The organism is Mesorhizobium sp. LMG 17147, assembly GCF_024297145.1.
Classification (GTDB): Bacteria; Pseudomonadota; Alphaproteobacteria; order Rhizobiales; family Rhizobiaceae; genus Mesorhizobium.
Window position 1 is genome coordinate 1 of the sequence record NZ_JANCTC010000001.1, and the last position, 21,966, is coordinate 21,966.

20 protein-coding genes are annotated in these 21,966 nt (G+C 64.0%); 10 read left to right on the top strand and 10 right to left on the bottom strand.

Features of this window, described 5'->3' with window-relative positions; translation table 11 throughout:
* Positions 1-581: ISAs1 family transposase (locus NMG46_RS00005; protein WP_254815711.1), on the top strand; the 581-nt coding region annotated here is incomplete at its 5' end.
* Positions 582-700: 119 nt separating this feature from the next.
* Positions 701-2,875 carry a malate synthase G gene (locus tag NMG46_RS00010; protein ID WP_254815712.1) on the top strand — a complete coding sequence of 725 codons (2,175 nt, stop codon included), beginning with the start codon at positions 701-703 and terminating at the stop codon, positions 2,873-2,875.
* A gap of 43 nt (positions 2,876-2,918) precedes the next feature.
* Here the strand turns inward: NMG46_RS00010 and NMG46_RS00015 are convergent, their stop codons facing one another.
* The 4 genes from NMG46_RS00015 to NMG46_RS00030 form a co-directional block, all read right to left on the bottom strand.
* The gene (locus tag NMG46_RS00015) at positions 2,919-4,451 is read right to left on the bottom strand and encodes a YifB family Mg chelatase-like AAA ATPase (RefSeq protein ID WP_254815713.1); all 1,533 of its coding nucleotides are present in this window, start codon (positions 4,449-4,451) and stop codon (positions 2,919-2,921) included.
* A 163-nt stretch (positions 4,452-4,614) separates the two neighbouring features.
* A complete protein-coding gene (gene gshB / locus NMG46_RS00020) occupies positions 4,615-5,556 on the bottom strand; it encodes a glutathione synthase (protein ID WP_254815714.1) in 942 nt (313 codons plus the stop codon).
* Between the two features lie 220 nt (positions 5,557-5,776).
* Positions 5,777-6,151: a GtrA family protein gene (locus NMG46_RS00025; RefSeq protein ID WP_254815715.1), complete on the bottom strand. Its 375-nt coding sequence runs from the start codon at positions 6,149-6,151 to the stop codon at positions 5,777-5,779.
* Positions 6,152-6,159: 8 nt separating this feature from the next.
* Positions 6,160-7,167, bottom strand: coding sequence for a glycosyltransferase (locus NMG46_RS00030; RefSeq protein WP_254815716.1), 1,008 nt, complete (start codon positions 7,165-7,167; stop codon positions 6,160-6,162).
* 128 nt (positions 7,168-7,295) lie between these two features.
* On the opposite strand from NMG46_RS00030, the gene NMG46_RS00035 reads away from it, so the two are divergent.
* From NMG46_RS00035 to NMG46_RS00060, 6 genes are all read left to right on the top strand, one after another.
* Positions 7,296-9,098 carry a GtrA family protein gene (locus NMG46_RS00035; protein WP_254815717.1) on the top strand — a complete coding sequence of 601 codons (1,803 nt, stop codon included), beginning with the start codon at positions 7,296-7,298 and terminating at the stop codon, positions 9,096-9,098.
* Between the two features lie 132 nt (positions 9,099-9,230).
* Positions 9,231-9,998 carry an SDR family NAD(P)-dependent oxidoreductase gene (locus NMG46_RS00040; RefSeq protein ID WP_254815718.1) on the top strand — a complete coding sequence of 256 codons (768 nt, stop codon included), beginning with the start codon at positions 9,231-9,233 and terminating at the stop codon, positions 9,996-9,998.
* Positions 9,998-10,948: a 2-dehydro-3-deoxygalactonokinase gene (locus tag NMG46_RS00045; RefSeq protein ID WP_352882539.1), complete on the top strand. Its 951-nt coding sequence runs from the start codon at positions 9,998-10,000 to the stop codon at positions 10,946-10,948. Before NMG46_RS00040 ends, NMG46_RS00045 begins: the two co-directional genes overlap by 1 nt.
* The gene (locus NMG46_RS00050; protein ID WP_254815719.1) at positions 10,945-11,583 is read left to right on the top strand and encodes a 2-dehydro-3-deoxy-6-phosphogalactonate aldolase; all 639 of its coding nucleotides are present in this window, start codon (positions 10,945-10,947) and stop codon (positions 11,581-11,583) included. Before NMG46_RS00045 ends, NMG46_RS00050 begins: the two co-directional genes overlap by 4 nt.
* A complete protein-coding gene (locus NMG46_RS00055; RefSeq protein ID WP_254815720.1) occupies positions 11,583-12,464 on the top strand; it encodes an SMP-30/gluconolactonase/LRE family protein in 882 nt (293 codons plus the stop codon). Before NMG46_RS00050 ends, NMG46_RS00055 begins: the two co-directional genes overlap by 1 nt.
* A gap of 207 nt (positions 12,465-12,671) precedes the next feature.
* Positions 12,672-13,730 (top strand): D-alanine:D-lactate ligase-like protein, encoded by a 1,059-nt coding sequence (locus NMG46_RS00060; RefSeq protein WP_254815721.1) that lies wholly within the window; start codon positions 12,672-12,674, stop codon positions 13,728-13,730.
* Here NMG46_RS00060 and NMG46_RS00065 read toward each other — a convergent pair.
* Genes NMG46_RS00065 through NMG46_RS00075 form a run of 3 tightly spaced genes read right to left on the bottom strand, consistent with a single transcriptional unit; the run spans position 13,727 to position 15,348 of the window.
* Entirely contained in the window at positions 13,727-14,014 is a 288-nt protein-coding gene (locus tag NMG46_RS00065; RefSeq protein WP_254815722.1) for a DUF1330 domain-containing protein, read from the bottom strand. The genes NMG46_RS00060 and NMG46_RS00065 overlap by 4 nt on opposite strands.
* Positions 14,015-14,041: 27 nt before the next feature.
* Positions 14,042-14,755 (bottom strand): orotidine-5'-phosphate decarboxylase, encoded by a 714-nt coding sequence (gene pyrF / locus NMG46_RS00070; protein ID WP_254815723.1) that lies wholly within the window; start codon positions 14,753-14,755, stop codon positions 14,042-14,044.
* Positions 14,752-15,348 carry an NADPH-dependent FMN reductase gene (locus NMG46_RS00075; RefSeq protein WP_254815724.1) on the bottom strand — a complete coding sequence of 199 codons (597 nt, stop codon included), beginning with the start codon at positions 15,346-15,348 and terminating at the stop codon, positions 14,752-14,754. The genes pyrF and NMG46_RS00075 overlap by 4 nt, the downstream gene beginning before the upstream one ends.
* Positions 15,349-15,471: 123 nt before the next feature.
* Between NMG46_RS00075 and NMG46_RS00080 the strand changes: the two genes are divergently transcribed.
* Positions 15,472-16,470 carry an alpha/beta hydrolase gene (locus tag NMG46_RS00080; protein ID WP_254815725.1) on the top strand — a complete coding sequence of 333 codons (999 nt, stop codon included), beginning with the start codon at positions 15,472-15,474 and terminating at the stop codon, positions 16,468-16,470.
* A gap of 29 nt (positions 16,471-16,499) precedes the next feature.
* Here the strand turns inward: NMG46_RS00080 and pmtA are convergent, their stop codons facing one another.
* From pmtA to dnaK, 3 genes are all read right to left on the bottom strand, one after another.
* Positions 16,500-17,099, bottom strand: coding sequence for a phospholipid N-methyltransferase PmtA (pmtA, locus tag NMG46_RS00085; protein ID WP_254815726.1), 600 nt, complete (start codon positions 17,097-17,099; stop codon positions 16,500-16,502).
* A 111-nt stretch (positions 17,100-17,210) separates the two neighbouring features.
* A complete protein-coding gene (gene dnaJ, locus NMG46_RS00090; protein ID WP_254815727.1) occupies positions 17,211-18,347 on the bottom strand; it encodes a molecular chaperone DnaJ in 1,137 nt (378 codons plus the stop codon).
* Between the two features lie 212 nt (positions 18,348-18,559).
* A complete protein-coding gene (gene dnaK / locus NMG46_RS00095; RefSeq protein WP_254815728.1) occupies positions 18,560-20,476 on the bottom strand; it encodes a molecular chaperone DnaK in 1,917 nt (638 codons plus the stop codon).
* 784 nt (positions 20,477-21,260) lie between these two features.
* Here dnaK and rpe point away from each other — a divergent pair.
* Positions 21,261-21,938 (top strand): ribulose-phosphate 3-epimerase, encoded by a 678-nt coding sequence (gene rpe / locus NMG46_RS00100; protein ID WP_254815729.1) that lies wholly within the window; start codon positions 21,261-21,263, stop codon positions 21,936-21,938.
* Positions 21,939-21,966: the final 28 nt, after the last annotated feature.

Sequence of the window (21,966 nt, forward strand, 5' to 3'; positions counted from 1 at the left end):
GCAGATTGGTCACCGCCGACGCGCTCCACTGCCACACCCGCATGGCTGCGGCCATTACCCAAAGAGGTGGCGATTACCTGCTTGCGCTGAAGGGCAACCGTCGTCATTGGCTGCGCCGTGCCAACCTGCAACTGGCCGACGCCACCCCTTCCATGGCCGAGCGGACCGAGACCAGCCACGGCCGCAACGAGTGGCGGCAGGCCGAGATCGTGGCGGCGGCCGAGCCGCTGATGCCCGGCCACCTGGCCTTCATCCGCATCACCAGCCGACGCGATCAGGCCAGGCCGTTGATGCGCCTGTTCATGGCCTCCACGCTCATGTCGCCGCAACGGGCGCTCGACCTCACTAGAGCTCATTGGCAGATCGAGAACGGCCTGCATTGGATGCTTGATGCCCATCTCGATGAGGATCTCAGCCGTGCCCGCAAGGATAATGCTCCCGCCAACACAGCCCTTCTCAATCGCCTCGCCAGAAACATCCTTCAGACCGCCGATGCAGCCAAAGTCCCCATCAGCCATCGCATCAAGAAATGCGCCTGGAACGACGACTATCTCATCAATGCCATCACTCATATGCGATAGCCCTGCCCTCGAGGGGGGAGATGGGCAGCGAAAACGCCCTACCTTCACCTAAGCCGAATTGACCCTGCCACCCTGACATGTCAAAGGCCCGGCCTAGCCTTTCGTCTGGAGAAGCCCTGATGACCGATCGCGTCGAGATCGCCGGATTGCGGATTGCCCGCGAGCTTCATGATTTTGTCGTGAACGAGGCGCTGCCGGGCACCGGCATCGAGGCGCAGGCATTCTGGAACGGTTTTTCGGCCATCGTCCATGATCTCTCGCCAAAAAACCGGGCGCTGCTCGAAAAGCGCGACGTCATGCAGGACAAGCTCGACCGCTGGTACCGCGACAATGGCGCGCCGCTCGACATGGAGGCCTACAAGAGCTTCCTCCGCGAGATCGGCTATCTCCTGCCCGAGGGGCCGGCCTTCGGCGTGACTACCGAAAATGTCGACCCGGAAATCGCGCTGGTCGCCGGGCCGCAGCTGGTGGTGCCGGTAATGAACGCGCGTTATGCGCTGAATGCCGCCAATGCGCGCTGGGGCTCGCTGTACGATGCGCTCTACGGCACCGATGCCATCCCGGAGACGGACGGCGCCGAGCGAGGCAACAAATTCAATCCGGCGCGCGGTGCCAAGGTCGTCGCCTGGGTGAAAAGCTTCTTCGACGAGGCGGTGCCGCTCACCACAGGCAAATGGGCGGGGGTCAACGGGCTTGCGGTCGCCAACGGCATGTTGCGGCTGGGCGAGGGTGCCGGCGCCACCACGCTTGCCGACCTCAAGCAGTTTGCCGGCTATCGCGGCGATGCCGCCAATCCCGAAGCCGTCCTGCTGGTCAAGAATGGCCTGCACATCGAAATCGTTGTCGACCACAACAACCAGATCGGCCGCACCGATCCGGCCGGCATTGCCGATGTCGTGCTGGAATCGGCGCTGACCACCATCCAGGACTGCGAGGATTCGGTCGCCGCGGTGGATGCGCAGGACAAGGTGCTGGTCTACCGCAACTGGCTCGGCCTGATGAAGGGCGACTTGGCGGAAGAGATCACCAAGGCCGGCAAGAGCTTTGTCCGCAGGCTCAACCCCGACCGCACCTATACCGCGCCGGATGGCGGCACGCTGACCTTGCCCGGCCGCTCGCTGATGCTGGTCAGGAATGTCGGCCACCTCATGACCAATCCGGCGATATCGGACCGCGACGGCAACGAGGTGCCGGAAGGCATCATGGATGCGGCGCTGACGGCGCTGATCGCGCTGCACGACATCGGCCCGAACGGGCGCCGCGCCAATTCTCGCGCGGGCTCCATGTACATCGTAAAGCCCAAGATGCACGGGCCGGAGGAAGTCACCTTCGCCGTCGAGATTTTCGACCGCGTCGAAGCGCTGCTCGGCATGGCGAAAGACACCATCAAGATGGGCATCATGGACGAGGAGCGGCGCACCACCGTCAACCTCAAGGAGGCGATCCGCGCCGCCAAAGACCGCGTCGTCTTCATCAACACCGGCTTCCTCGACCGCACCGGCGACGAGATCCACACCTCAATGGAAGCCGGCCCGATGATCCGCAAGGGCGACATGAAACAGGCCGCCTGGATTGCCGCCTACGAAGCCTGGAACGTCGATACCGGGCTGGAATGCGGGTTGGCCGGCCACGCCCAGATAGGCAAGGGCATGTGGGCGATGCCCGACCTGATGGCGGCAATGCTGGCCGAGAAGATCGCGCACCCCAAGGCCGGCGCCAACACCGCCTGGGTGCCGTCGCCGACGGCGGCAACCCTGCACGCCACGCACTACCACAAGGTCGACGTCCACGCCGTGCAGCAGGCTCTGAAGAGCCGGCCCAAGGCCAGGCTCGACGACATCCTGTCGGTGCCGGTGGCAAGGCTGCCGAACTGGTCTCAGGAAGATATCCAGAAGGAGCTCGACAACAACGCGCAGGGGATTCTGGGCTATGTCGTGCGCTGGATCGACCAGGGCGTCGGCTGCTCGAAAGTACCAGATATAAACGACGTCGGCCTGATGGAGGACCGCGCCACGCTGCGCATCTCCTCTCAGCACATCGCCAACTGGCTGCATCACCGCGTCTGCACGCCCGAGCAGGTCATGGAGACGATGAAGCGCATGGCGGCTATCGTCGACCGCCAGAATGAAGGCGATCCGCTCTACCGGCGGATGGCACCGGATTTCGGCAAGTCCATCGCGTTTCTTGCTGCCTGTGACCTGGTCTTCAAGGGCCGCGTCCAGCCCAATGGCTACACCGAGCCAGTGCTGCACGCGCGGAGGCTGGAATTGAAGGCGAAAGGGCAGGAGCGATAGTCGCCAGCGTCCCCCCTCCCCTCAAGGGGGAGGGGAGCGTCCCTCACGCCGCTTGTGCCATCCGCTCCGAACTCATGCGGTAGGAAATCGCCTCGGCCAGATGGATGCGGCCGACCGCCTCGCTGGCCTCGAGATCGGCCAGTGTCCGCGCCACCTTCAGCACGCGATGATAGGCTCGTGCGGAAAAGCCGAGCTTTTCGCTGGCATCCCTCAGCAGCGACAGGCCGGCGGCATCCGGCATGGCGATCTCCTCGATGACTGACGGCGAGCAATGCGCGTTGGTGGTGGCGGAGGTCGCGCCGAGCCGTTCGAAACGCTCACGCTGGATCGTACGGGCACGCGCCACGCGTAGTGCCACGGCTGCGCTCTTCTCCGCCCGGTCCGGCCGGATCAGATCGCTGGCCGAGACCGCCGGCACCTCGATCCTGAGATCGATGCGGTCGAGCAGCGGGCCGGAAATGCGCGCCTGGTAGTCGGTGCGGCAGCGGTCGCCGCGCAGGCAGCGATAGCCCGGCTCGCCGGCCATGCCGCAGCGGCACGGGTTCATCGCCGCGACCAGCTGGATGCGCGCCGGATAAGTGACGCGATGATTGGCGCGCGCGATCATGCAGTCGCCGGTCTCCAGCGGCTGGCGCAGCGCATCGAGCGCCTGCGGCGAGAATTCGGGAAACTCGTCGAGGAACAGCACGCCGTGATGGGCGAGCGAGGCCTCGCCCGGCCGCACGCGCAACCCGCCACCGACCATCGCCGCCATCGAGGCCGAATGATGTGGCGCGCGGAACGGCCGCCGGTCGGTGAGTTTTCCTTCCCCGAGCTCGCCGGCCACCGAGGCGATCATCGAGACTTCGAGCAATTCCCTGGGTGCCAGCGGCGGCAGGATCGACGGCAGCCGCTGCGCCAGCATCGATTTTCCCGACCCCGGCGGCCCGACCATCAAAAGATTGTGGCCGCCGGCGGCCGCCACCTCCAGCGCCCGCTTGGCGGTCTCCTGGCCCTTGATGTCGGCAAGGTCGGGCAGGTCGCGCGCGGCGGCATGGATGCCGGCTTCCGGCCGTGACAGAACCTGCGTGCCACGAAAATGATTGGCGATGGCAATCAGGCTGCGCGGCGCCAATATGTCGAAATCCTTGCCGGCCCAGGCCGCTTCCGGCCCGCAGGCGAACGGGCAGATCAGCCCCTTGCCTTCGGCATTGGCGCCGATTGCCGCCGGCAGCGCGCCGGCCACCGCAGCAATGGTTCCGTCGAGCGACAATTCGCCAAGCACGACATAGCCGGCCAGCATGTCGCCCGGAATGGCACCGAGCGCCGCCATCAGCCCGAGCGCGATCGGCAAATCGTAGTGGCTGCCCTCCTTCGGCAGGTCGGCGGGTGCCAGATTGACGGTGACCTTCTTCGACGGCATCGACAGGCCGGATGCATGAAGTGCTGCCTGCACCCGCTCGCGGCTTTCGGCTACAGCCTTGTCGGCCAGCCCGACGATGTGCATGTTGACCTTGCCCGGCGCGATCATCACCTGCACGTCGACCGGCACGGCCTCGATGCCTTGGAAAGCAACCGTGCGAACCCGCGCCACCATGTCTTCACCCCGGATGCAGGCTCTTGCCCGAAGCCTTTGCGATCATGCCGCGAACGGCGTCACCAGAGACAACCATAGATTTCCGGCGAAGGCAAGAACATTTGGGGAACGGCTGAACGCAACGGCTGCGATGGTTTGCAACGCGGCCGCTCGCGAAGCGAGGCTAGCTGCGCTTCTCCTCCACCGCATTCCAGAACAGGCTGGCGATGTCGGCGCCGCCGAAGCGCTGCACTTCGCGTATGCCGGTCGGTGAGGTCACGTTGATCTCGGTCATGTAGTCGCCGATGACGTCGATGCCGACGAGGATGAAGCCGCGCTCCTTCAGCGAGGGGCCGATGCGGGAGCAGATCTCGCGTTCGCGTTCCGTCAGCTCGGTCTTTTCGGCGCGGCCGCCGACATGCATGTTGGAGCGCGAATCGTGCTCGGCCGGCACGCGGTTGATGGCGCCGACAGGCTCGCCGTCGATCAGGATGATGCGCTTGTCGCCAGCCCGCACCTCCTTGAGGTAGCGCTGAACGATGTAGGGTTCGCGGAACATCTGGCCGAACATTTCGAGCAGCGAGGCGAGGTTGCGGTCGGCCTCATGCAGGTGGAAGATGCCGGCGCCGCCATTGCCGTAGAGCGGCTTGACGATGATATCGCCGAACTCCTTGCGGAAGGCGGCGACCTCGAGCGGGTCCTTGGTGATAAGCGTATCCGGCATCAGGTCGGGAAATTCGGTGACGAAGATCTTTTCCGGGCTGTTGCGCACCCAGGCTGGGTCGTTGACCACCAGCGTCTTCGGATGGATGCGCTCGAGGATATGCGTGGTGGTGATGTAGTTCATGTCGAAGGGCGGATCCTGCCGCAAAAGGATGACGTCCATCTCCGACAGGTCGGTGCGGACTTCTTCGCCTAGCGAATAATGATTGCCCTTCTCGTCGCGGACCTGCATCGCCTCGATACGGGCAAACACCTTGCCGTCGCGCAGCGACAGCCGGTCGGGCGTGTAGTGGAACAACTGGTGCCCGCGCCGCTGCGCTTCCAGCGACAGCGCAAACGACGTATCGCCGGCAATCGACACGGTGGAGATGTGGTCCATCTGGACGGCGACTTTCAGGGGCATGGGTGCTCTCCGGCGCACTTGGAGCGACGTGCGTCCACCTGGACGCACATATGCTCCAACATTCTTGAATCCATGCATCGTGCCTTCCGAAAATCGATTCCGATTTTTCGGGCCGATGCACCGACGACAGCGATATAAGGAAATCGGCGGCCTCTGCCAATCGGCCAAGGTCATGATGAGGCTGCGCTTCGCTTGGCGCAGACCCCAATGCGATGTGCCTTCAGCGGTCGAAGACCAGCTTGGAATAGCCGAGGAAGGACAGCGCCATGGCAACCAGTGAGGCGACCGCAAGGGCGGCGAGCGGCGGCACCATCGGCAGCGCGAACAGCATGGCGCAATAGACGAGATAATTGACGAGGCTGGTGGCAATGCCGACGCCGCCATAGCGTGCGCTCTCTTGCGCGACGCCGCGGCTGGAAGGCGAGAAGGTCAAATGGCGGTTGATCAGCCAGGTGACGGACAGGGCAAAACCGATCGAGATGATGCGAGCCGCGAAGGGGCCGAGCGGCGCTATCGCCAACACCAGCCAAAGCGCCGCCGCGTCGGCGACGAAGCCGATGCCGCCGGCGACAATGAAGCGGGCGAGGCGTCCCATTTAGGGCTCTAAGCCGCCCGCGGGGTCTTGCGCGGTCCGGTCTTCAGAGTCGCGAGCGCACTTGCGCGTTCGCGTTCGATGCGGCCGGAAGGCATCGACAGATAGAAGATGCGCTTCTGCTCGGCCCGGCCGCGCGACACCGAATCGAGGATTACCCCGGTCACCGCCGCCAGCATCGACAGCAGCAGCAGCCCGACCGACAGCACCCACGTCGGCATGCGCGGCACAAGCCCGGTTTCGGCGAACTCGATCAGCACCGGCGCCATCAGAAACAGGCTTGATGCCAGGAAGAACACCGAAAAAGCGCCGAAGAAACGCAGCGGCTGCGTCTCCTTCATCAGCATGACGAACATCCACAGGATCTTCGCGCCGTCGCGAAAGGTCGATAGCTTCGACGAGGAGCCTTCCGGCCGTCGGCCATAGTCGAGCCCGATCTCGCTGACCGGCAGTTTGAGTTGCGAGGCGTGCACCGACATTTCGGTCTCGATCTCGAAGCCGCCGGAAACCGCGGGAAAGCTCTTGACGAAGCGCCGAGTGAAGGCGCGGTAGCCGGAGAAGATATCGGTGAAGTCGGAGCCGAACAGCCGCTTGTAGAGGCTGTTGAAGATGCGGTTGCCGAAGGCATGACCGGTCCTGCCACCATCGTCGGTGACGCCGCGCCTGGTGCCCACCACCATGTCGGAGCGCTCGGTCAGCAGCGTGTTGATCAGTTGCGGCGCGTCCTCCGGCGTATAGGTGCCGTCGCCGTCGGCCATCAGGTAGATGTCGGCCTCGATGTCGGCGAACATGCGGCGCACGACATTGCCTTTGCCCTGGCGCGGCTCGCGCACAACAATGGCGCCGGCGGCGCGGGCTCGGAGCGCCGTCAGGTCGCGCGAATTGTTGTCGTAGACATAGATCGCGGCGGCAGGCAGCGTTTCGCGAAAGCGCCGCACCACTTCGCCGATCGTCAGCTCCTCATTGTAGCAAGGCAGGAGCACGGCGATGCTCGGCTCATGGCGCACTTCTTGTGGCATTTTCGTCTCCGGATGCCCTGTGAGGCCCCTGACCGCTCAAACGCCGGCCTCGCTCGGGCGGCTTTACTATTTATTGAAGCTGTTAAGGCTAGGTTTAAGCCGCCCGGTATTCCTCCAAAGGTCCTGATATGAGCACAGCCGACGATGGCGCCTCCATTTGGAGGTCCGATATCGCGCTGGCGCTGTTTGCCACGGTGCTGGCACTTGCCGTCAATGCCTTTGCCGGCTTCCCGGCACTGACCAATGCCGGCGGCGACAACGACAATCTGCTGCGCCTCGTCGAAGTTCGCGACATGCTCGCCGGCCAGGGCTGGTTCGATCTGCACCAGTACCGGATGGGCCTGCAAGGCGGCTTCGTCATGCACTGGTCGCGGCTGGTCGATGCGCCGATCGCCGCCATCATCATCGCCGTATCGGCCCTGACCGGCGGCGCGGCCTTTGCCGAGAATGTTGCGCAGGTGCTGTGGCCGGCGCTGCTCTTCTGCCTGACCGTATTTTTCACCGCCCGCGCCGCACGCAGCTTTGCCGGTCACGGCGCTGTGCTGCCGGCTGTCGTCGTCGGCGCCGCCGCACTGCATTTCCTCGGCATTTTTTCGCCTGGCGCGCTCGATCACCACAATATCCAGCTGATGCTGAGCATGGCCAGCCTGAGCTTGTTGCTTGAAGCGCCATTGCGCAAGGCGGCGGCATTGCTCTCCGGCCTATGCGCCGGGCTGATGCTGGCCATAGGTATGGAAACCGCGCCATACGTTGCCACCATCGGCGCCTATGTCGCCATGCTGTTTGCCCTCGACGTCAATGGCGAGAGGTCGATCGCCAGGGATTTCGGCCTCGGCTTTGCCGGCATCTCCGCCCTCGTTTTTGTCGTCACCATTCCGTGGTCCGCTTGGGGTCAGGCGCAATGCGACGCCTTCTCGGCCGTGCAGTTCGTCGTCGCAGCGATTGCCGCAACCGGCCTTGCAACCATAGCGTCGATCGAGCCGGCCGGCCGCACGCGCCAACGGCGCATCGCCTCACTTGGCCTGCTCGCCATGCTATTGGGCGCTGTCGTCGTTTTGTTGTTCCCACAATGCCTGGCAGCGCCCTACGCCAACCTCGATCCGCGCCTCAAGGAGCTGTGGCTTGATCACATCGACGAGGCGCAGTCGCTGTTCAAGCTGCTCGCTGAAGATCCGGCCGGGGTGGTGGCGCGCTATGCCACGCCGCTCATTGCGCTCGTCCTGATGGCGCTTCGCCTTGGCCGCGGTGGCTGGCGGCGGCAGGACAGCCTTGTCGGCGCGCTGCTTGTCGTGGCCTTCATCGTCAGCGCCTGGCAGGTACGCGGTTCGACATTCTCGATCGCCTTCGCCGTCATTCCGCTTGCCGCCTGGATTGCCAAATGGCGTCAACGGGCCGAGGCCAGCGCGTCGCGCGGTGTGGCGCTGCGCATGGCTGCCGTCTGGCTGGTTTCGGTGAATGCGGTCTGGACTGGGGCTGCCGCGGCGACCTCGGTAGCCTTCGAAGACAGCAACACCACGGCGGATAATGGCGACGGCACCGATGTCGCTTGCCAGCGCAAGGCCTCCTTTGCGGCGCTCGGCCGCCTGCCCGGCACCACCGTACTGGCAATTTCCAATCTCGGATCGCCTATCCTGGCCTATTCCGGACATCGCGTCTTCGCCGGGCCTTATCATCGCAATGTCGCCGGCAACCTGCTGGCGCTCGATGCCTTCCTTGGGTCCGATGCCGATGCCAGGACGGTCGTGGCGGATCATAATGTCGGCCTCGTCGCGCTGTGCCCCGGCAGCGCCGAAAGCAAGCTCCTCGCAGCCAAGGCGCCGACAGGCTTTCTTGCCGGGCTGATGCGCGGCAGCGTGCCGGAATGGCTTGAGCCGGTTGCCGGGACCAGCGGAGCCGCCGTCGAATTGTACCGCGTCCGGCTGGGCGGCTGATCGATCGGCGGCGCGTGCGGCCTTTTGTCGGACATAAGTCGCGTCAATCCACTCTTTCGTCCTTGCCCGCCCGACACGGCTGGATAGGATGCGCGCCGGCCGACCGAGATCATTGGACCGGGAGAGAATTTCATGATGCCATCGGCACGCTTTGCCGACCTCGAAGGCGCTTCGGTGCTGATCACCGGCGGCGGCTCCGGCATTGGTGCTGCCTTGACCGAAGGTTTTGTCCGCCAGGGGGCAAAGGTCGCCTTCATTGATATCGCCGACCGTCCGAGCCTGGCGCTGGCCGATCGGTTAGACAAGGAGCTCGGCCGGCGGCCGTTCTATCTCAAGACCGACATACGCGACATCGAGGCATTGCGGGTATCAATCGCCAAAGCCGCCGAGGCGCATGGCGACGTGACCGTGCTGGTCAACAATGCCGCTCAGGATGACCGTCATGCCGTCGAAGACGTCACGGTCGAGTTCTGGGACAACAACCATGCCATTAACCTGCGCCCGCATTTCTTCAGCGCACAGGCGGTGGCGCCGGGCATGAAGCGGGCCGGTGGCGGCTCGATAATTAATTTCACCTCGACCTCGTTTCTCATCAACCATCCCGATATGCCGGCCTATACCGCCGCCAAGGCGGGCATCGTCGGCCTTACCAAGGGTCTCGCCGGCAAGCTCGGTGCCGACGGCATTCGCGTCAACGCGATCGCGCCCGGCTGGGTAATCACCGAGCGGCAGAGAAAGCTCTGGGTCACCGAACAGGCGCTCGCCGCTCACGTCGCCAAGCAGTGCATCAAGCGTGTGATGCAGCCGGAAGACATTGTCGGCACCGTGCTGTTCCTGGCGTCGGATGCTTCACGCATGCTGACCGCGCAGATGCTGATCGTCGACGGGGGGTTCCTGTGATCTCACCGAGCAAGGCAGCTTCCGTCGCAGCCGTCGACTGGGGCACCACCCGCATGAGAGTATGGCTGCTCGACGGCACCGGCGACGTTCTCGCCGAGCGGCGCGGCGATGACGGACTGATCACCGCCCAGGCTAAAGGGTTTTCGTCCATTCTCGAAGGGCATCTGGCCGCCATGGGCGCACCCGAAAACCTGCCGGTCATCATTTGCGGCATGGCCGGCTCGCGCCAGGGCTGGCTGGAGGCGCCCTATGTCAGCGTTCCCACGCCGATCGGCGCTATCCTGGCCGACGCTGCCCGTATCCCCGGCCAGCGCCGCGATATCCGCATCGTGCCCGGCCTTGCCCAACGCCTCGCCGATGCACCTGACGTCATGCGCGGTGAGGAAACGCAGCTTGCCGGAGCCGGTTTGCCGGCAAAGGGACGTCACCTCGTCTGCATGCCCGGCACCCATTCGAAATGGGTGCTGGTCGAGGACGGCTCTGTTGCCGGGTTCGGCACCTGGCCGACCGGCGAGCTGTTTTCGGTGCTGGCCGCGCACTCGATCCTGCGCCATTCGCTGGGCGAGCCGCCGCAGCCGGTTGCCGCCGAAAGTCCGTTTTTTCGGGACTGGTGCCTGAAGGCGTTGGCCGAAGGCGGTGACGTCGTTTCAAGATTGTTCTCGATCCGCGCCGCCAGCCTGTTGCAGGACCTGAAGCCCGAAGATGCCGCCGCCTGCCTGTCCGGCCTGCTGATCGGCGGCGAGATCGCTTCGGCAAATCGCCGTTATGGAGCAAGCGCTGTGCCCGTCGTGCTGATCGCGTCGGGCGCCCTCGGCACGCTCTATGCCGAGGCGCTCGGCCTTGCCGGGCTCGCTTTCAGGGCGGTCGACGCCGACGAGGCGGTGCGCGCCGGCCTTGCCGAAGCCGCGCGCGAAAATGGCATGATCGCCAAAAATGGAGTTGCCGCATGACCGAAACCGCACCTTTTCCAAAGCTCGAGCGGGGTCTGGTCGCGATCCTGCGCGGCCTGAAGCCAGGCGAGGCGGTGGCGATCGGCCGGGCGATCTTCGGCGCCGGCATCGAAGCGATCGAGGTGCCGCTCAACTCGCCCGAGCCCTTTGCCTCCATCGCCAGCATTGTCGAAGCGCTTCCTCCAACAGCGCTGGTCGGCGCCGGCACGGTGCTCACCGCCGCCGATGTCGACGGCTTGCACAAGGCCGGCGGGCGGCTGCTGGTCAGCCCAAATATCGATGCCGAGGTCATGGGCCGTGCCATGCAGTACGGTATGGTGACGATGCCCGGCGTGTTCACGCCGACCGAGGCATTCCAGGCCATCCGGCTCGGTGCTTCGGCCCTGAAATTCTTCCCGGCGAGCGTGCTTGGCGCGGCAGGCATTTCGGCGATGCGCGCGGTGCTGCCGGCCAATGTGCTGGTCGGCGCCGTCGGCGGCGTTTCAGACAAGGATTTTGCCGGCTACAAGGCAGCCGGCGTCAGCGTCTTCGGTCTTGGCTCCAGCCTGTTCAAGCCGGGAATGAGCGTCGACGAAGTGGCAGCACGGGCGAAAGCCGCAGTTCAGGCCTGGGACGCGGCGTTTGGAGTGGCATGATGAGCAAGACCATCGTTTCGGTTTTTTCCGACCATGTCTGCCAACTCGGCGAGGGACCAAGCTATGACCCTGCGACCGACACGCTCTACTGGTTCGACATCGTCAACGGCCAGCTCCTGGAAAAGCGTCTGTCCGGCGGTGCGGTCAAGATCCACGAGCTCCACCAGATGGCCAGTGCGATTGCCGTCATCGACGACCGGCGTCAGCTGATCGCCACCGAGACCGGCCTGCATGTCCGCGACGTCGCGACCGGCAAGCTGACGCTGCACACGCCGATCGAGGCCGATAATACGGTCACCCGCTCGAACGATTCGCGCGTTCACCCTTGCGGCGCGCTCTGGGTCGGTACCATGGGCAAAGGCGAGGAGAAGGGCGCCGGTTCGATCTACTGGTTCTTCAAGGGCGAGCTGCGCCGGCTCTATGCGGATATCACGGTGCCCAATTCTATCTGCTTTTCCGAGGATGGGACCATTGCCTATTACACCGATACCAGCACCGGCCTGTTGATGCGCGTCGGTTGCGATCCGGCGACCGGCCTGCCGGTTGGCGAACCGAAGGTCTTCGTCGACCACCGTTCGGCCAAGGGCTATATCGATGGTTCGGTGCTCGACCGCGACGGCATATTGTGGAACGCCTGCTGGGGCGGCAGCGTCGTCGAAGCCTATGGGCCCGACGGCAAGCTTGTCCGTTCGGTGGCGATGCCGGTCACGCAACCGTCCTGTCCGGCTTTTGTCGGCGGGAATGCCGACCGGCTCGTGGTCACCTCCGCCTGGTCGGGCAAGAGCGAGAAGCAGCGCCTGCTCGACCCGCAAGCCGGCATGACGTTTATGCTCGACATTCCGGTCAATGGTCGCTTCGAGCCGCGCGTGTTGATTGCCTGAGAGCAGTTGCTGTCGTGCAGGCGTCCGGCTGACGCCGATTCCGCGAAGGCCGAATGCGCTCGCCGTGCGATGCTAGAACGGTTCATCGTTTCGCGGGAACGCTGAACCGCTCTATCTCTTTGTTTTGAAGCAATTCCGGACGGAAAACCGTTTCACACTTTTCCTGGAATTGCTCTAGCAATCGTGCTGCCGGGAAATCGTTCAGTCATGTCAAGCCGCAAGCCGAAGCTGATCCTTGTCTACGAGCCGGAACAGGCCTGCTTCGATCGGCTGGTCACCGACAATCATGTGCCGGAGCGTGCCGCCGAAATCGCCTCCTACCTGGCGCAATCGACCGACATCGCTGCTGAATTCGACGCACTTGCCGCCGCTTGCCAAACGCGCGGCTTGTCGTTTGCGCCGGTGGCGCTCGACGACGCCGCAAGCGTTCTCGCCGGCGAAGTTCCGAAGACCTCGCTTGTCTGGACGCTGACCGATGGCATTGCCTACTTCCGTGGCGGCGCAGCACCGGCTCTGGCACGGCTGAATGGCCTGAAGGCGATCGGCGCCGACGATGCGTTGTTCGCGCTCTGCCAAGACAAGTTCCGGTCCGGCGCCGTGCTCGGCGCGCTTGGCCTGCCGGTGCCGCAGGCGGGCCTTGCCCGTGACGGCGCGTGGCTGGTCGCGCCGCCGGCCTCGCCGGCCGGCTGGTTCGTCAAGCCGAACCGGCTCGGCGCCAAGATCGGCATCTGGCCGGATTCGCGCTGTCACGATCTCGGCCACGCGCTAAAGCTTAGCCGGCGCGTATTCGCCGCCTATCGCGACGATGTCGTCGTCCAGCCCTATGTCCCCGGACGCAATGTGCGGGCCAGCTTTCTCGGCCTGAAGCCGGATACCGGCATTGAGGCGCTCGGCGTCGCCTTTGTCGATTCGGGCGGCGATTTCCAAACCATGCAGGACAGCTTGGCGCTTTACGGCAATACCGGCGAAGCGGCCAAAGCCACGGGAAATTACGCCGAGCCGTTGCTGCTTCCCGTTGGCGCCAGCCAGCCTCGAGCCGATGCAAGAATCCGTCGCATCGCCGAAAGCCTGATGGTCGGGCTTGGCCTGCGGGACGTCTTTTCCATCGACTTCCGGGTCGAAGCCGACGACAGCGTGCATGTCATCGAGTTCGAGGTCTGCCCGGGCCTGCCTTGCTTCGATTTTCGCGATTACTGTCGCAAGCAATGGGGCCTGAGCCTCGCCGATGCGATGGCGGAGGCAGCGGCGAACCGGCTTCGCGCCTAAATCCCCTCGACCAGGACGATTTCGCCATCGGCCACCTTCTGGCGGATCGCGACGGCGCGCTGGTATTCGGGCGAGTGGTAGCAGTCATGCGCCACCGCAAGCGACGGAAATTCGATGATCACGTTGCGGTCGCGGCCCGGTCCCTCTGCCTTCTCATGCGCGCCGCCGCGCGCCAGGAACTTGGCGCCGAAGCGGTCGAAGGCCAGCTTGGCGGCTGCGACATAGTCTTTGTAGCCTTCCGCATCGCGCACATCGACGCGAGCGATCCAGTATCCCTTGGGCATGGTATTTCTCCGGGTTAATTCCTGGCATCAGGCCGAGCGCATTTCATCGAGAATGGCTTCCGCCGCCGCCCGCCTGTCGGTGGCGCCGACGATCGGCCGGCCAACGACGAGATGGCTGGAGCCGTTGCGGATCGCCTGCGCCGGCGTCACCACGCGTTTCTGGTCGCCATGGTCGCTGCCCTTCGGTCGGATTCCCGGCGTCACTACCGCCAGATCGGGGCCGACGATGCGGCGTACCGCCTCCGCTTCCTCGGCCGAACAGACGATGCCGCCCATGCCGGCATGCAGCGCCTGCTCGGAGCGCCTCAGCACCAGCGTATGCGGGTCATACTCATAGCCGGCGTCGATCACGTCTTGCTCGTCCATCGAGGTCAGCACGGTAACCCCGAGCAGGCAAAGGTCGCTGCCCCTGGCAGCCTCGACCGCCGCCTTCATCGTCTTCGGATAGGCGTGGATGGTCAGCATGCTCATGCCCATCCTGACGATGTTGTCGACCCCCTTGGCAACGGTGTTATCGATGTCGAGCAGCTTCATGTCGAGAAAGATCCTGGTGCCGCCGCTGGCCAGCTCGCGGGCGAAGTCGAGCCCGCCGGCAAAGGCGAGCTGGTAGCCGATCTTGTAGAAGGAGACGATCCCGTCGAGCTCGCGCACCGCCTTCTCGGCTTCCCTCAGCGTCGGCAGGTCGAGGCCGACGATCAGCCTTTCCTGAATTGTGTCGGCACGCGCGGCGTCCGGGATCATGCCTCGATCCGCGTCGACAGCATGCGCGAGGTTTCGATCAGCGTTCGGCATAGGTGCTCCATCGATTGGCGTAGTCTTTCGTCCCGGAAGTTGCCTTCGTCGTCGAAGGCGCTACCGCCCTCCGGCACCGAACACTCCGGTGTCACCACCTCCATCCGGCAGCGCACCAGCACAGCGCGCAGATGGTTTATGCAGCGTATCCCTGCAAAGGGTCCGCTGGAAGACGAGCAGAGGCCGGCGACCTTGCCGGCAAGCGGCCTGAACGTCCGGCCCCCATCCTTGCGCAGTTGGCTCACCCAGTCGATGGTGTTCTTGAGCAGCGGCGGAATGGAGCCGTTGTATTCGGGCGTCGCGATCAGCAGGCCGTCATGGGCGGCGATCATCCGGCCGAGCCTGACGGCGTTTTCGGGAATGCCTTCGTCCTTTTCCAGATCCTGGTCGAGGATCGGCAACGGGTAGTCGGCGAGCGAGATGCGGGTCACCTCCGCGCCCTGCATGGCAAGTTCCTTCTGCGCCACGTCGGCAGTCCTGCCGCTATAGGCGCCGCTGCGCACCGAACCGGCGACGACGAGAATTTTCGGGGTGATCGGCATCGCAATCCCTTGCTGTGGCGGCAGCTATAGGCGATGCGTGGGATGAATCAATAGCCGAGATTGCGACACGCATTTAGCGCTGGCCGCTTTGGCGACCGGCGCCAGCGGATAGGGGCGGACCTCGTGGGATTGAAATGGGTAGGCTATGGTCTTGTCGCTCTCGCCGTGGCTGCTGCCGCCGGCTACGCCGCTTTCGTCCTCAGCCCGTGGCCTTCGGTCCTTCTGATCCGTTACGCTTTTCACAAGGATGCAGTGGCAAAGAACCGCGCGCTTGAAAAGCACGTGCCCGCCAATGTCGGCGAACTGCGCGACGAGCGCTATGGCGAGGACCCGGACGAGACCCTTGACGTCTTCTTTCCCGTGGACGCTCAGGCAAAGGCGTTGCCGACGGTGGTCTGGGTGCATGGCGGCGGCTTCGTTGCCGGAAACAAGGCCGACATCTCGGCATATATGAAAATACTGGCCGGGCGGGGCTACGTCACTGTCTCGGTCGGCTATTCCGTCGCCCCCGGCGCCCGCTATCCGACGCCAGTCCTCCAGGCCAACAAGGCGCTTGCCTTTCTTTCCGGCAATGCCGGCCGCTACCACATCGATCGCAACACGCTTTTCCTTGCCGGCGACTCCGCCGGCTCGCAGATTGTCGCTCAACTGGCTGCCACGATCAGCAATCCCGCCTATGCCGCCACGATGGACGTTGATCCGGGCATAGAGCGCGCGCAATTGAAAGGCGTTGCACTGTTCTGCGGCATTTACGATCCCGCGATGATCTCGCCCGAAGGGCCTTTCGCCGGCTTCAACAGGACCGTCATGTGGTCGTATCTCGGCGTGAAGCGGCTGGACGATGACCCGCGCATTGCCGAATTTTCAATCGACAGGCACCTGACGCCGCAATTTCCGCCGGCATTCGTCTCGGTCGGCAATGCCGACCCGCTGGCGCCGCAGTCGCGTCAGATCGCGCGCGCGATCACGGCGCAAGGCGTCGCGGTCGACACGCTGTTCTTTCCGGACGACTACAGTCCGGCCCTGCCGCATGAATATCAGTTCGATCTCGACGGCAAGGCGGGAGAGCAGGCGTTCGAAAGGCTGACGGCATTCCTGGACCGATTGGCCAACCGGCCGTAATGACCGGCATCCGGAACTCCGACATGCGTTCAGCCGCGTCGATAGATCCAAAGCTGCGTCGGCGGAATGTTGCGGATGACGAAATGGAAATGCTCGACCGTATAGTCGCCGCGGCCGGGCGGGATCGGCGACAGCGGCCCGTAAGTCAGTTGCACGATCGGCCGGCCCGCCGGGATACGGTCGAGCAGGCTCTCGACATAGGCGATGCGCTGGGCGACCGGGAAATTGAGCAGCGGCACGCCCGATATCACAGAATCGAAGATCAGGTCGCGCCTGTCGCCGAGCGTTGCGTCGAGATTGAAGGCGTCGCCCTCGATGACGTTGACGCCTGGATAAAGCTGGCGCAGATGGCGCACGAAATCAGTGGAATATTCGACCGCATAGAGATTTTCAGGCTTTATGCCCTGGGCGAGAATGGCGCGCGTGATGACGCCTGTGCCGGGTCCGACCTCAAGCACCGGCAGGCCGGATGTCGGATCGACGATCGAGGCCATCTTGCGCGCGGTGACGGAACTGGTCGGGACGATCGAACCGACCGCCTTCGGCTTGTCGATCCAGCCCTTGAAGAACTTCAACTCGTCGTCGAACTTTTCCGCCAGCGTCTTTCGCAGTCCGGGACTACGCGTCATCGAAAGTCCTCCTCAACGCTCCCTCGCATGCTACTTAACAGCTACGAGGTGCAAGACAAGGCGAATCCCAGGATAAGGTGTTGATGACGCTCGGGAAGCGTTTTCCAGGGATCAGCTTCGGTGCTCGCCGAACGTTTCGAAAAAGTCCTTCATGCGGGCGAAAAATCCGCTCGACTGAGGCGAATTGTCCTTTGAGGAAAGCTGCTCGAATTCTTCCAGCAATTCGCGCTGGCGGCGCGAAAGGTTCTGCGGCGTCTCAACCACGGTCTGGATGTAGAGGTCGCCAATATTGGGCTGGCGCAGCACCGGCATGCCCTTGCCCTTGAGGCGGAACTGGCGACCGTTCTGGGTGCCTTCCGGCACCTTCACCTTCGTCTGGGTACCGTCCAGTGTCGTCACCTCGAACGAGCCGCCAAGCGCTGCCGTTGTCATCGAGATCGGCACCTTGCAATAAAGATCGGCGCCGTCGCGCTGGAAGAATTCGTGCGGCTTGACCGCGAGGAATATGTAGAGATCGCCGGACGGGCCGCCGCGTAGGCCGGCCTCGCCCTCATTGGCCAGCCGGATGCGGGTGCCGTCCTCGATGCCGGCAGGAATGTTTACGGACAGCGAGCGCTCCTCGGTGACACGGCCCTGGCCGGCGCATTTCGGGCACGGATCCTTGATGGTCTGGCCACGCCCCTGGCATTGCGGGCAGGTGCGCTCGATCGAGAAGAAGCCTTGCGTGGCGCGCACCTTGCCGTGGCCGTTGCACATCGAGCAGGTGACGGGCTGGGTGCCGGGCTTGGCGCCGCTGCCGGAGCATTCCGAGCAGGAGATCGAGGCCGGCACGCGAATCTGCGCGGTCTTGCCGGAAAATGCCTCCTCCAGCGTAATTTCCATATTGTAGCGCAGGTCGGCGCCGCGCTCGCGGCCGCCGGACGAGCGGCGCTGGCGCCCGCCCATCATGTCGCCGAAAATGTCTTCGAAAATGTCGGCGAAGCCGCCGGCGCCAAAGCCCTGCGCCCCGCCATTCATGCCGCCGTGCTCGAAGGCCGCGTGGCCGAAGCGATCATAGGCGGCACGCTTTTGCGGGTCCTTCAGCGTTTCGTAGGCTTCGTTGATTTCCTTGAACTTGTGCTCGCAGGCATGGTCGCCTGGGTTGCGGTCGGGATGGAACTGCATGGCCAACTTGCGGAAAGCGCTCTTGAGCTCCTTCTCGTCGGCGCCCTTTTGCACGCCCAGCGTTTCGTAAAAATCAGCTTTCATGTTTTCCCGCAGTCCGGATAGTCAACGTCTTGAAGCATCGTTGCGTCGTTTGCCGGCACGCTGTTCCGATTTAGGTGTGATGGAGCCGCGATGCCAGTGTCTACGAGGCTTTGTCCGCATTTTTTCGGGGAGCTCCGCGTTTTTCTGGCAAAGGGTTGCAAAAAAGCCCGGCTGCGCGCCGGGCTTTTTGCTTACCTGTAACGTCAGGCGGTTCAGGCCGACTTCTTCTTCTCGTCGTCCTCGTCGATTTCCTCGAAATCGGCATCGACGACGTCGCTGTCCTTGGCGGCATCAGCCTTGGCGTCGGCCTCGGCGGCTTCCTTCTGCGAAGCCTCGTACATGGCCTGGCCGAGTTTCATCGAGACTTCGGCGAGCGTCTGCGTCTTGGCCTCGATCTCGGTCACATCGTCGCCTTCGGCAGCGGTCTTCAATGCCGCGATCGCATCGGCAATCGCCGTGCGGTCGGCCTCGGAAACCTTCTCGCCATATTCCTTCAGCGACTTCTCCGAAGAATGCACCAGCCCCTCGGCCTGGTTGCGGGCCTCGACCAGCGCGCGCCGCTTCTTGTCCGCTTCGGCATTGGCCTCGGCGTCCTTGACCATCTTCTCGATGTCGGCGTCCGAAAGGCCGCCAGACGCCTGGATGCGGATCTGGTGCTCCTTGCCAGTGCCCTTGTCCTTGGCCGAGACGTTGACGATGCCGTTGGCGTCGATGTCGAAGGTGACCTCGATCTGCGGCACGCCGCGCGGCGCAGGCGGGATGCCGACCAGATCGAACTGGCCGAGCGCCTTGTTGTCGGCGGCCATTTCACGCTCGCCCTGGAAGACGCGGATGGTCACCGCCGACTGTGAATCCTCGGCCGTGGAGAACACCTGGCTCTTCTTCGTCGGGATCGTCGTGTTGCGTTCGATCAGCCGCGTGAACACGCCGCCCAGCGTCTCGATGCCGAGCGACAGCGGCGTCACGTCGAGCAACAGCACGTCCTTGACGTCGCCCTGCAGCACGCCGGCCTGGATGGCGGCGCCCAATGCAACAACTTCATCCGGGTTGACGCCCTTGTGCGGCTCCTTGCCGAAGAACTGCTTCACGATCTCCTGGATCTTGGGCATGCGGGTCATGCCGCCGACCAGGACGACTTCGTCGATTTCGCCGGCCTTGAGGCCGGCGTCCTTGAGCGCCGCCTTGCAGGGATCGATCGTGCGCTGGACGAGATCCTCGACCAGGCTCTCGAACTTCGCCCGCGTCAGCTTCAGCGTCAGGTGCTTGGGGCCGGTGGCATCGGCGGTGATGAAGGGCAGGTTGATTTCGGTCTGCGTGGTGGACGACAGCTCGATCTTGGCCTTTTCAGCCGCTTCCTTGAGGCGCTGCAGGGCGAGCTTGTCGTTCCGCAGGTCGATGCCCTGTTCCTTCTTGAACTCGGCCGCCAGATATTCGACCAGGCGCATGTCGAAATCCTCGCCGCCGAGGAAGGTGTCGCCATTGGTCGACTTCACCTCGAACACGCCGTCACCGATTTCGAGCACCGAAATGTCGAACGTGCCGCCGCCAAGGTCATAGACGGCAATCGTCTTGCCTTCCTTCTTGTCCAGTCCATAGGCAAGTGCGGCCGCCGTCGGCTCGTTGATGATGCGCAGCACTTCGAGGCCGGCGATCTTGCCGGCATCCTTGGTCGCCTGGCGCTGGGCGTCGTTGAAATAGGCCGGAACGGTGATGACCGCCTTCTCGACCTTCTCGCCGAGGTAGGCCTCCGCCGTTTCCTTCATCTTCTGCAGGATCATCGCCGAGATCTGGCTGGGCGACTGCTTCTTGCCGCCGGCCTCGACCCAGGCATCGCCATTGTCGCCCTTGACGATCTTGTAGGGGACAAGCTTCTTGTCCTTCTCCGTCACCGGATCGTCGTAGCGGCGGCCGATCAGGCGCTTGACCGCGAAAATGGTGTTTTCAGGATTGGTGACCGCCTGGCGCTTGGCCGGCTGGCCGACGAGGCGCTCGCCGTCGCTGTTGATGGCGACGATGGAAGGGGTCGTGCGGGCGCCTTCCGCATTCTCGATGACCTTGGATTCCTTGCCATCCATGATGGCGACACAGGAGTTGGTTGTTCCCAGATCGATACCGATTACTTTTGCCATTGTTCTAATCTCTCCGCTAAGCAGGCTCTCAGGACCCGTACAGGCGTTCCGATGAAAGCCCCTGTTCACAAGAAATTCCGCTCCGGCAACCGGCATTCGGCGCTGGACGGCTTGGCGCGTATATAAGAACAGGCTGCGTGGCGCGCAAGCATTCTGCGCAAGGCGTTCACCATTCATCGCGGTTGATCGGATCCGGGACCGGCAGGCCGGTATTTTCCGGCGGTGATCCAGCCGGCCCGGCCCCGGCCCATGAACCTTTCCGCCTCGCCCCGCGACAGACGCTCAGGTGCCGCGCGGTGCGGCCCCGGAAAGGAAAGCCCCATGACCACAGATCCAGAGGCTCCATGGTCTCAGGGAACAGCAGGAGCTCAGCGCGACCATCGCCTTCCCATGATCTGTGCGGGGAGATCCATGTCTTGCGACCACGGCTCGTTCGTGCGCTCTCGTGGCGGCCGTTTGCGCCGCGCCATCCAGGCTGCCAGCGTATTGTCGATCTTGGCGCTCGCCGCTGGGCTGAAGAAGCCCGATCTGCAGAAGGTGGAAACAAGGCAACCGCAAGCTCTTCCTGCCACGGACGGCCAGACCGCGGCTTCATCCGAACTGAAATCCAGGCCTTGCTCTGGAAAGTCCTTGCACTGGAGGAGAGGAAACGTCTGCACAGGAGAGAAGTGGCTCGCCACCGCTTCTCTCCTTCTGCGCAGATGCGATATCGACGCCGGATTCCTGTCGACAAGCGGCGTTGAGACGATTAGGGCGAAGGCGGGCTCAACAACGGGAAGCGGACATGGCTCAAAAAACCCTGATCGCGCCATCGGTGCTGGCTTCCGATTTCTCGAAGCTCGGCGACGAGGTCGAGGCGGTGGCCGCCGCCGGCGCCGACTGGATCCACCTCGACGTCATGGACGGGCATTTCGTCCCGAACATCACGTTTGGGCCGCCGGTGATCAAAGCGATCCGCAACCGCACCAAGGCCTTCTTCGACTGCCATCTGATGATCGCCCCGGCCGATCCTTATCTGGCCGCCTTCGCCGAGGCCGGCTGCGATGGCATGACGGTACACGCCGAAGCCGGGCCGCATCTCGACCGGTCGCTGCAAACGATCAAAAACCTTGGCAAGAAGGCCGGCGTGTCACTCAACCCCGCGACACCGGAGACGATGATCGAATACGTGCTTGACCGGCTTGATCTGATCCTGATCATGACGGTCAATCCGGGGTTCGGCGGCCAGGCCTTCATTCCGGCGATCGTCGACAAGGTGAAGCGGGTGAAGGCGCTGATCGGCCGCAGGCCGATCAGGATCGAGATCGACGGCGGCATCTCGCCCGAAACTGCGCCCCTGGTCACTGCCGCCGGCGCCAGCGTGCTGGTCGCCGGTGCGGCCATCTTCAAGGGCGGCAGCGTCGAAGCCTACCGGGCAAACATCGAGGCAATCAGGACGGCGGCGGACAAGGCGGCCGGCTGACCGCCGCCGTCCGGCCGGAGTCAGCCGC

What these genes read in the sequence shown, in the direction of transcription:
- NMG46_RS00010 (WP_254815712.1), top strand. Translation starts at nt 701, where the DNA reads ATGACCGATCGCGTCGAGATCGCCGGATTGCGGATTGCCCGCGAGCTT.
- NMG46_RS00015 (WP_254815713.1), bottom strand. Translation starts at nt 4,451, where the DNA reads ATGGTGGCGCGGGTTCGCACGGTTGCTTTCCAAGGCATCGAGGCCGTG.
- gshB (WP_254815714.1), bottom strand. Translation starts at nt 5,556, where the DNA reads ATGCCCCTGAAAGTCGCCGTCCAGATGGACCACATCTCCACCGTGTCG.
- NMG46_RS00025 (WP_254815715.1), bottom strand. Translation starts at nt 6,151, where the DNA reads ATGGGACGCCTCGCCCGCTTCATTGTCGCCGGCGGCATCGGCTTCGTC.
- NMG46_RS00030 (WP_254815716.1), bottom strand. Translation starts at nt 7,167, where the DNA reads ATGCCACAAGAAGTGCGCCATGAGCCGAGCATCGCCGTGCTCCTGCCT.
- NMG46_RS00035 (WP_254815717.1), top strand. Translation starts at nt 7,296, where the DNA reads ATGAGCACAGCCGACGATGGCGCCTCCATTTGGAGGTCCGATATCGCG.
- NMG46_RS00040 (WP_254815718.1), top strand. Translation starts at nt 9,231, where the DNA reads ATGATGCCATCGGCACGCTTTGCCGACCTCGAAGGCGCTTCGGTGCTG.
- NMG46_RS00050 (WP_254815719.1), top strand. Translation starts at nt 10,945, where the DNA reads ATGACCGAAACCGCACCTTTTCCAAAGCTCGAGCGGGGTCTGGTCGCG.
- NMG46_RS00055 (WP_254815720.1), top strand. Translation starts at nt 11,583, where the DNA reads ATGAGCAAGACCATCGTTTCGGTTTTTTCCGACCATGTCTGCCAACTC.
- NMG46_RS00060 (WP_254815721.1), top strand. Translation starts at nt 12,672, where the DNA reads ATGTCAAGCCGCAAGCCGAAGCTGATCCTTGTCTACGAGCCGGAACAG.
- NMG46_RS00065 (WP_254815722.1), bottom strand. Translation starts at nt 14,014, where the DNA reads ATGCCCAAGGGATACTGGATCGCTCGCGTCGATGTGCGCGATGCGGAA.
- pyrF (WP_254815723.1), bottom strand. Translation starts at nt 14,755, where the DNA reads ATGATCCCGGACGCCGCGCGTGCCGACACAATTCAGGAAAGGCTGATC.
- NMG46_RS00075 (WP_254815724.1), bottom strand. Translation starts at nt 15,348, where the DNA reads ATGCCGATCACCCCGAAAATTCTCGTCGTCGCCGGTTCGGTGCGCAGC.
- pmtA (WP_254815726.1), bottom strand. Translation starts at nt 17,099, where the DNA reads ATGACGCGTAGTCCCGGACTGCGAAAGACGCTGGCGGAAAAGTTCGAC.
- dnaJ (WP_254815727.1), bottom strand. Translation starts at nt 18,347, where the DNA reads ATGAAAGCTGATTTTTACGAAACGCTGGGCGTGCAAAAGGGCGCCGAC.
- dnaK (WP_254815728.1), bottom strand. Translation starts at nt 20,476, where the DNA reads ATGGCAAAAGTAATCGGTATCGATCTGGGAACAACCAACTCCTGTGTC.
- rpe (WP_254815729.1), top strand. Translation starts at nt 21,261, where the DNA reads ATGGCTCAAAAAACCCTGATCGCGCCATCGGTGCTGGCTTCCGATTTC.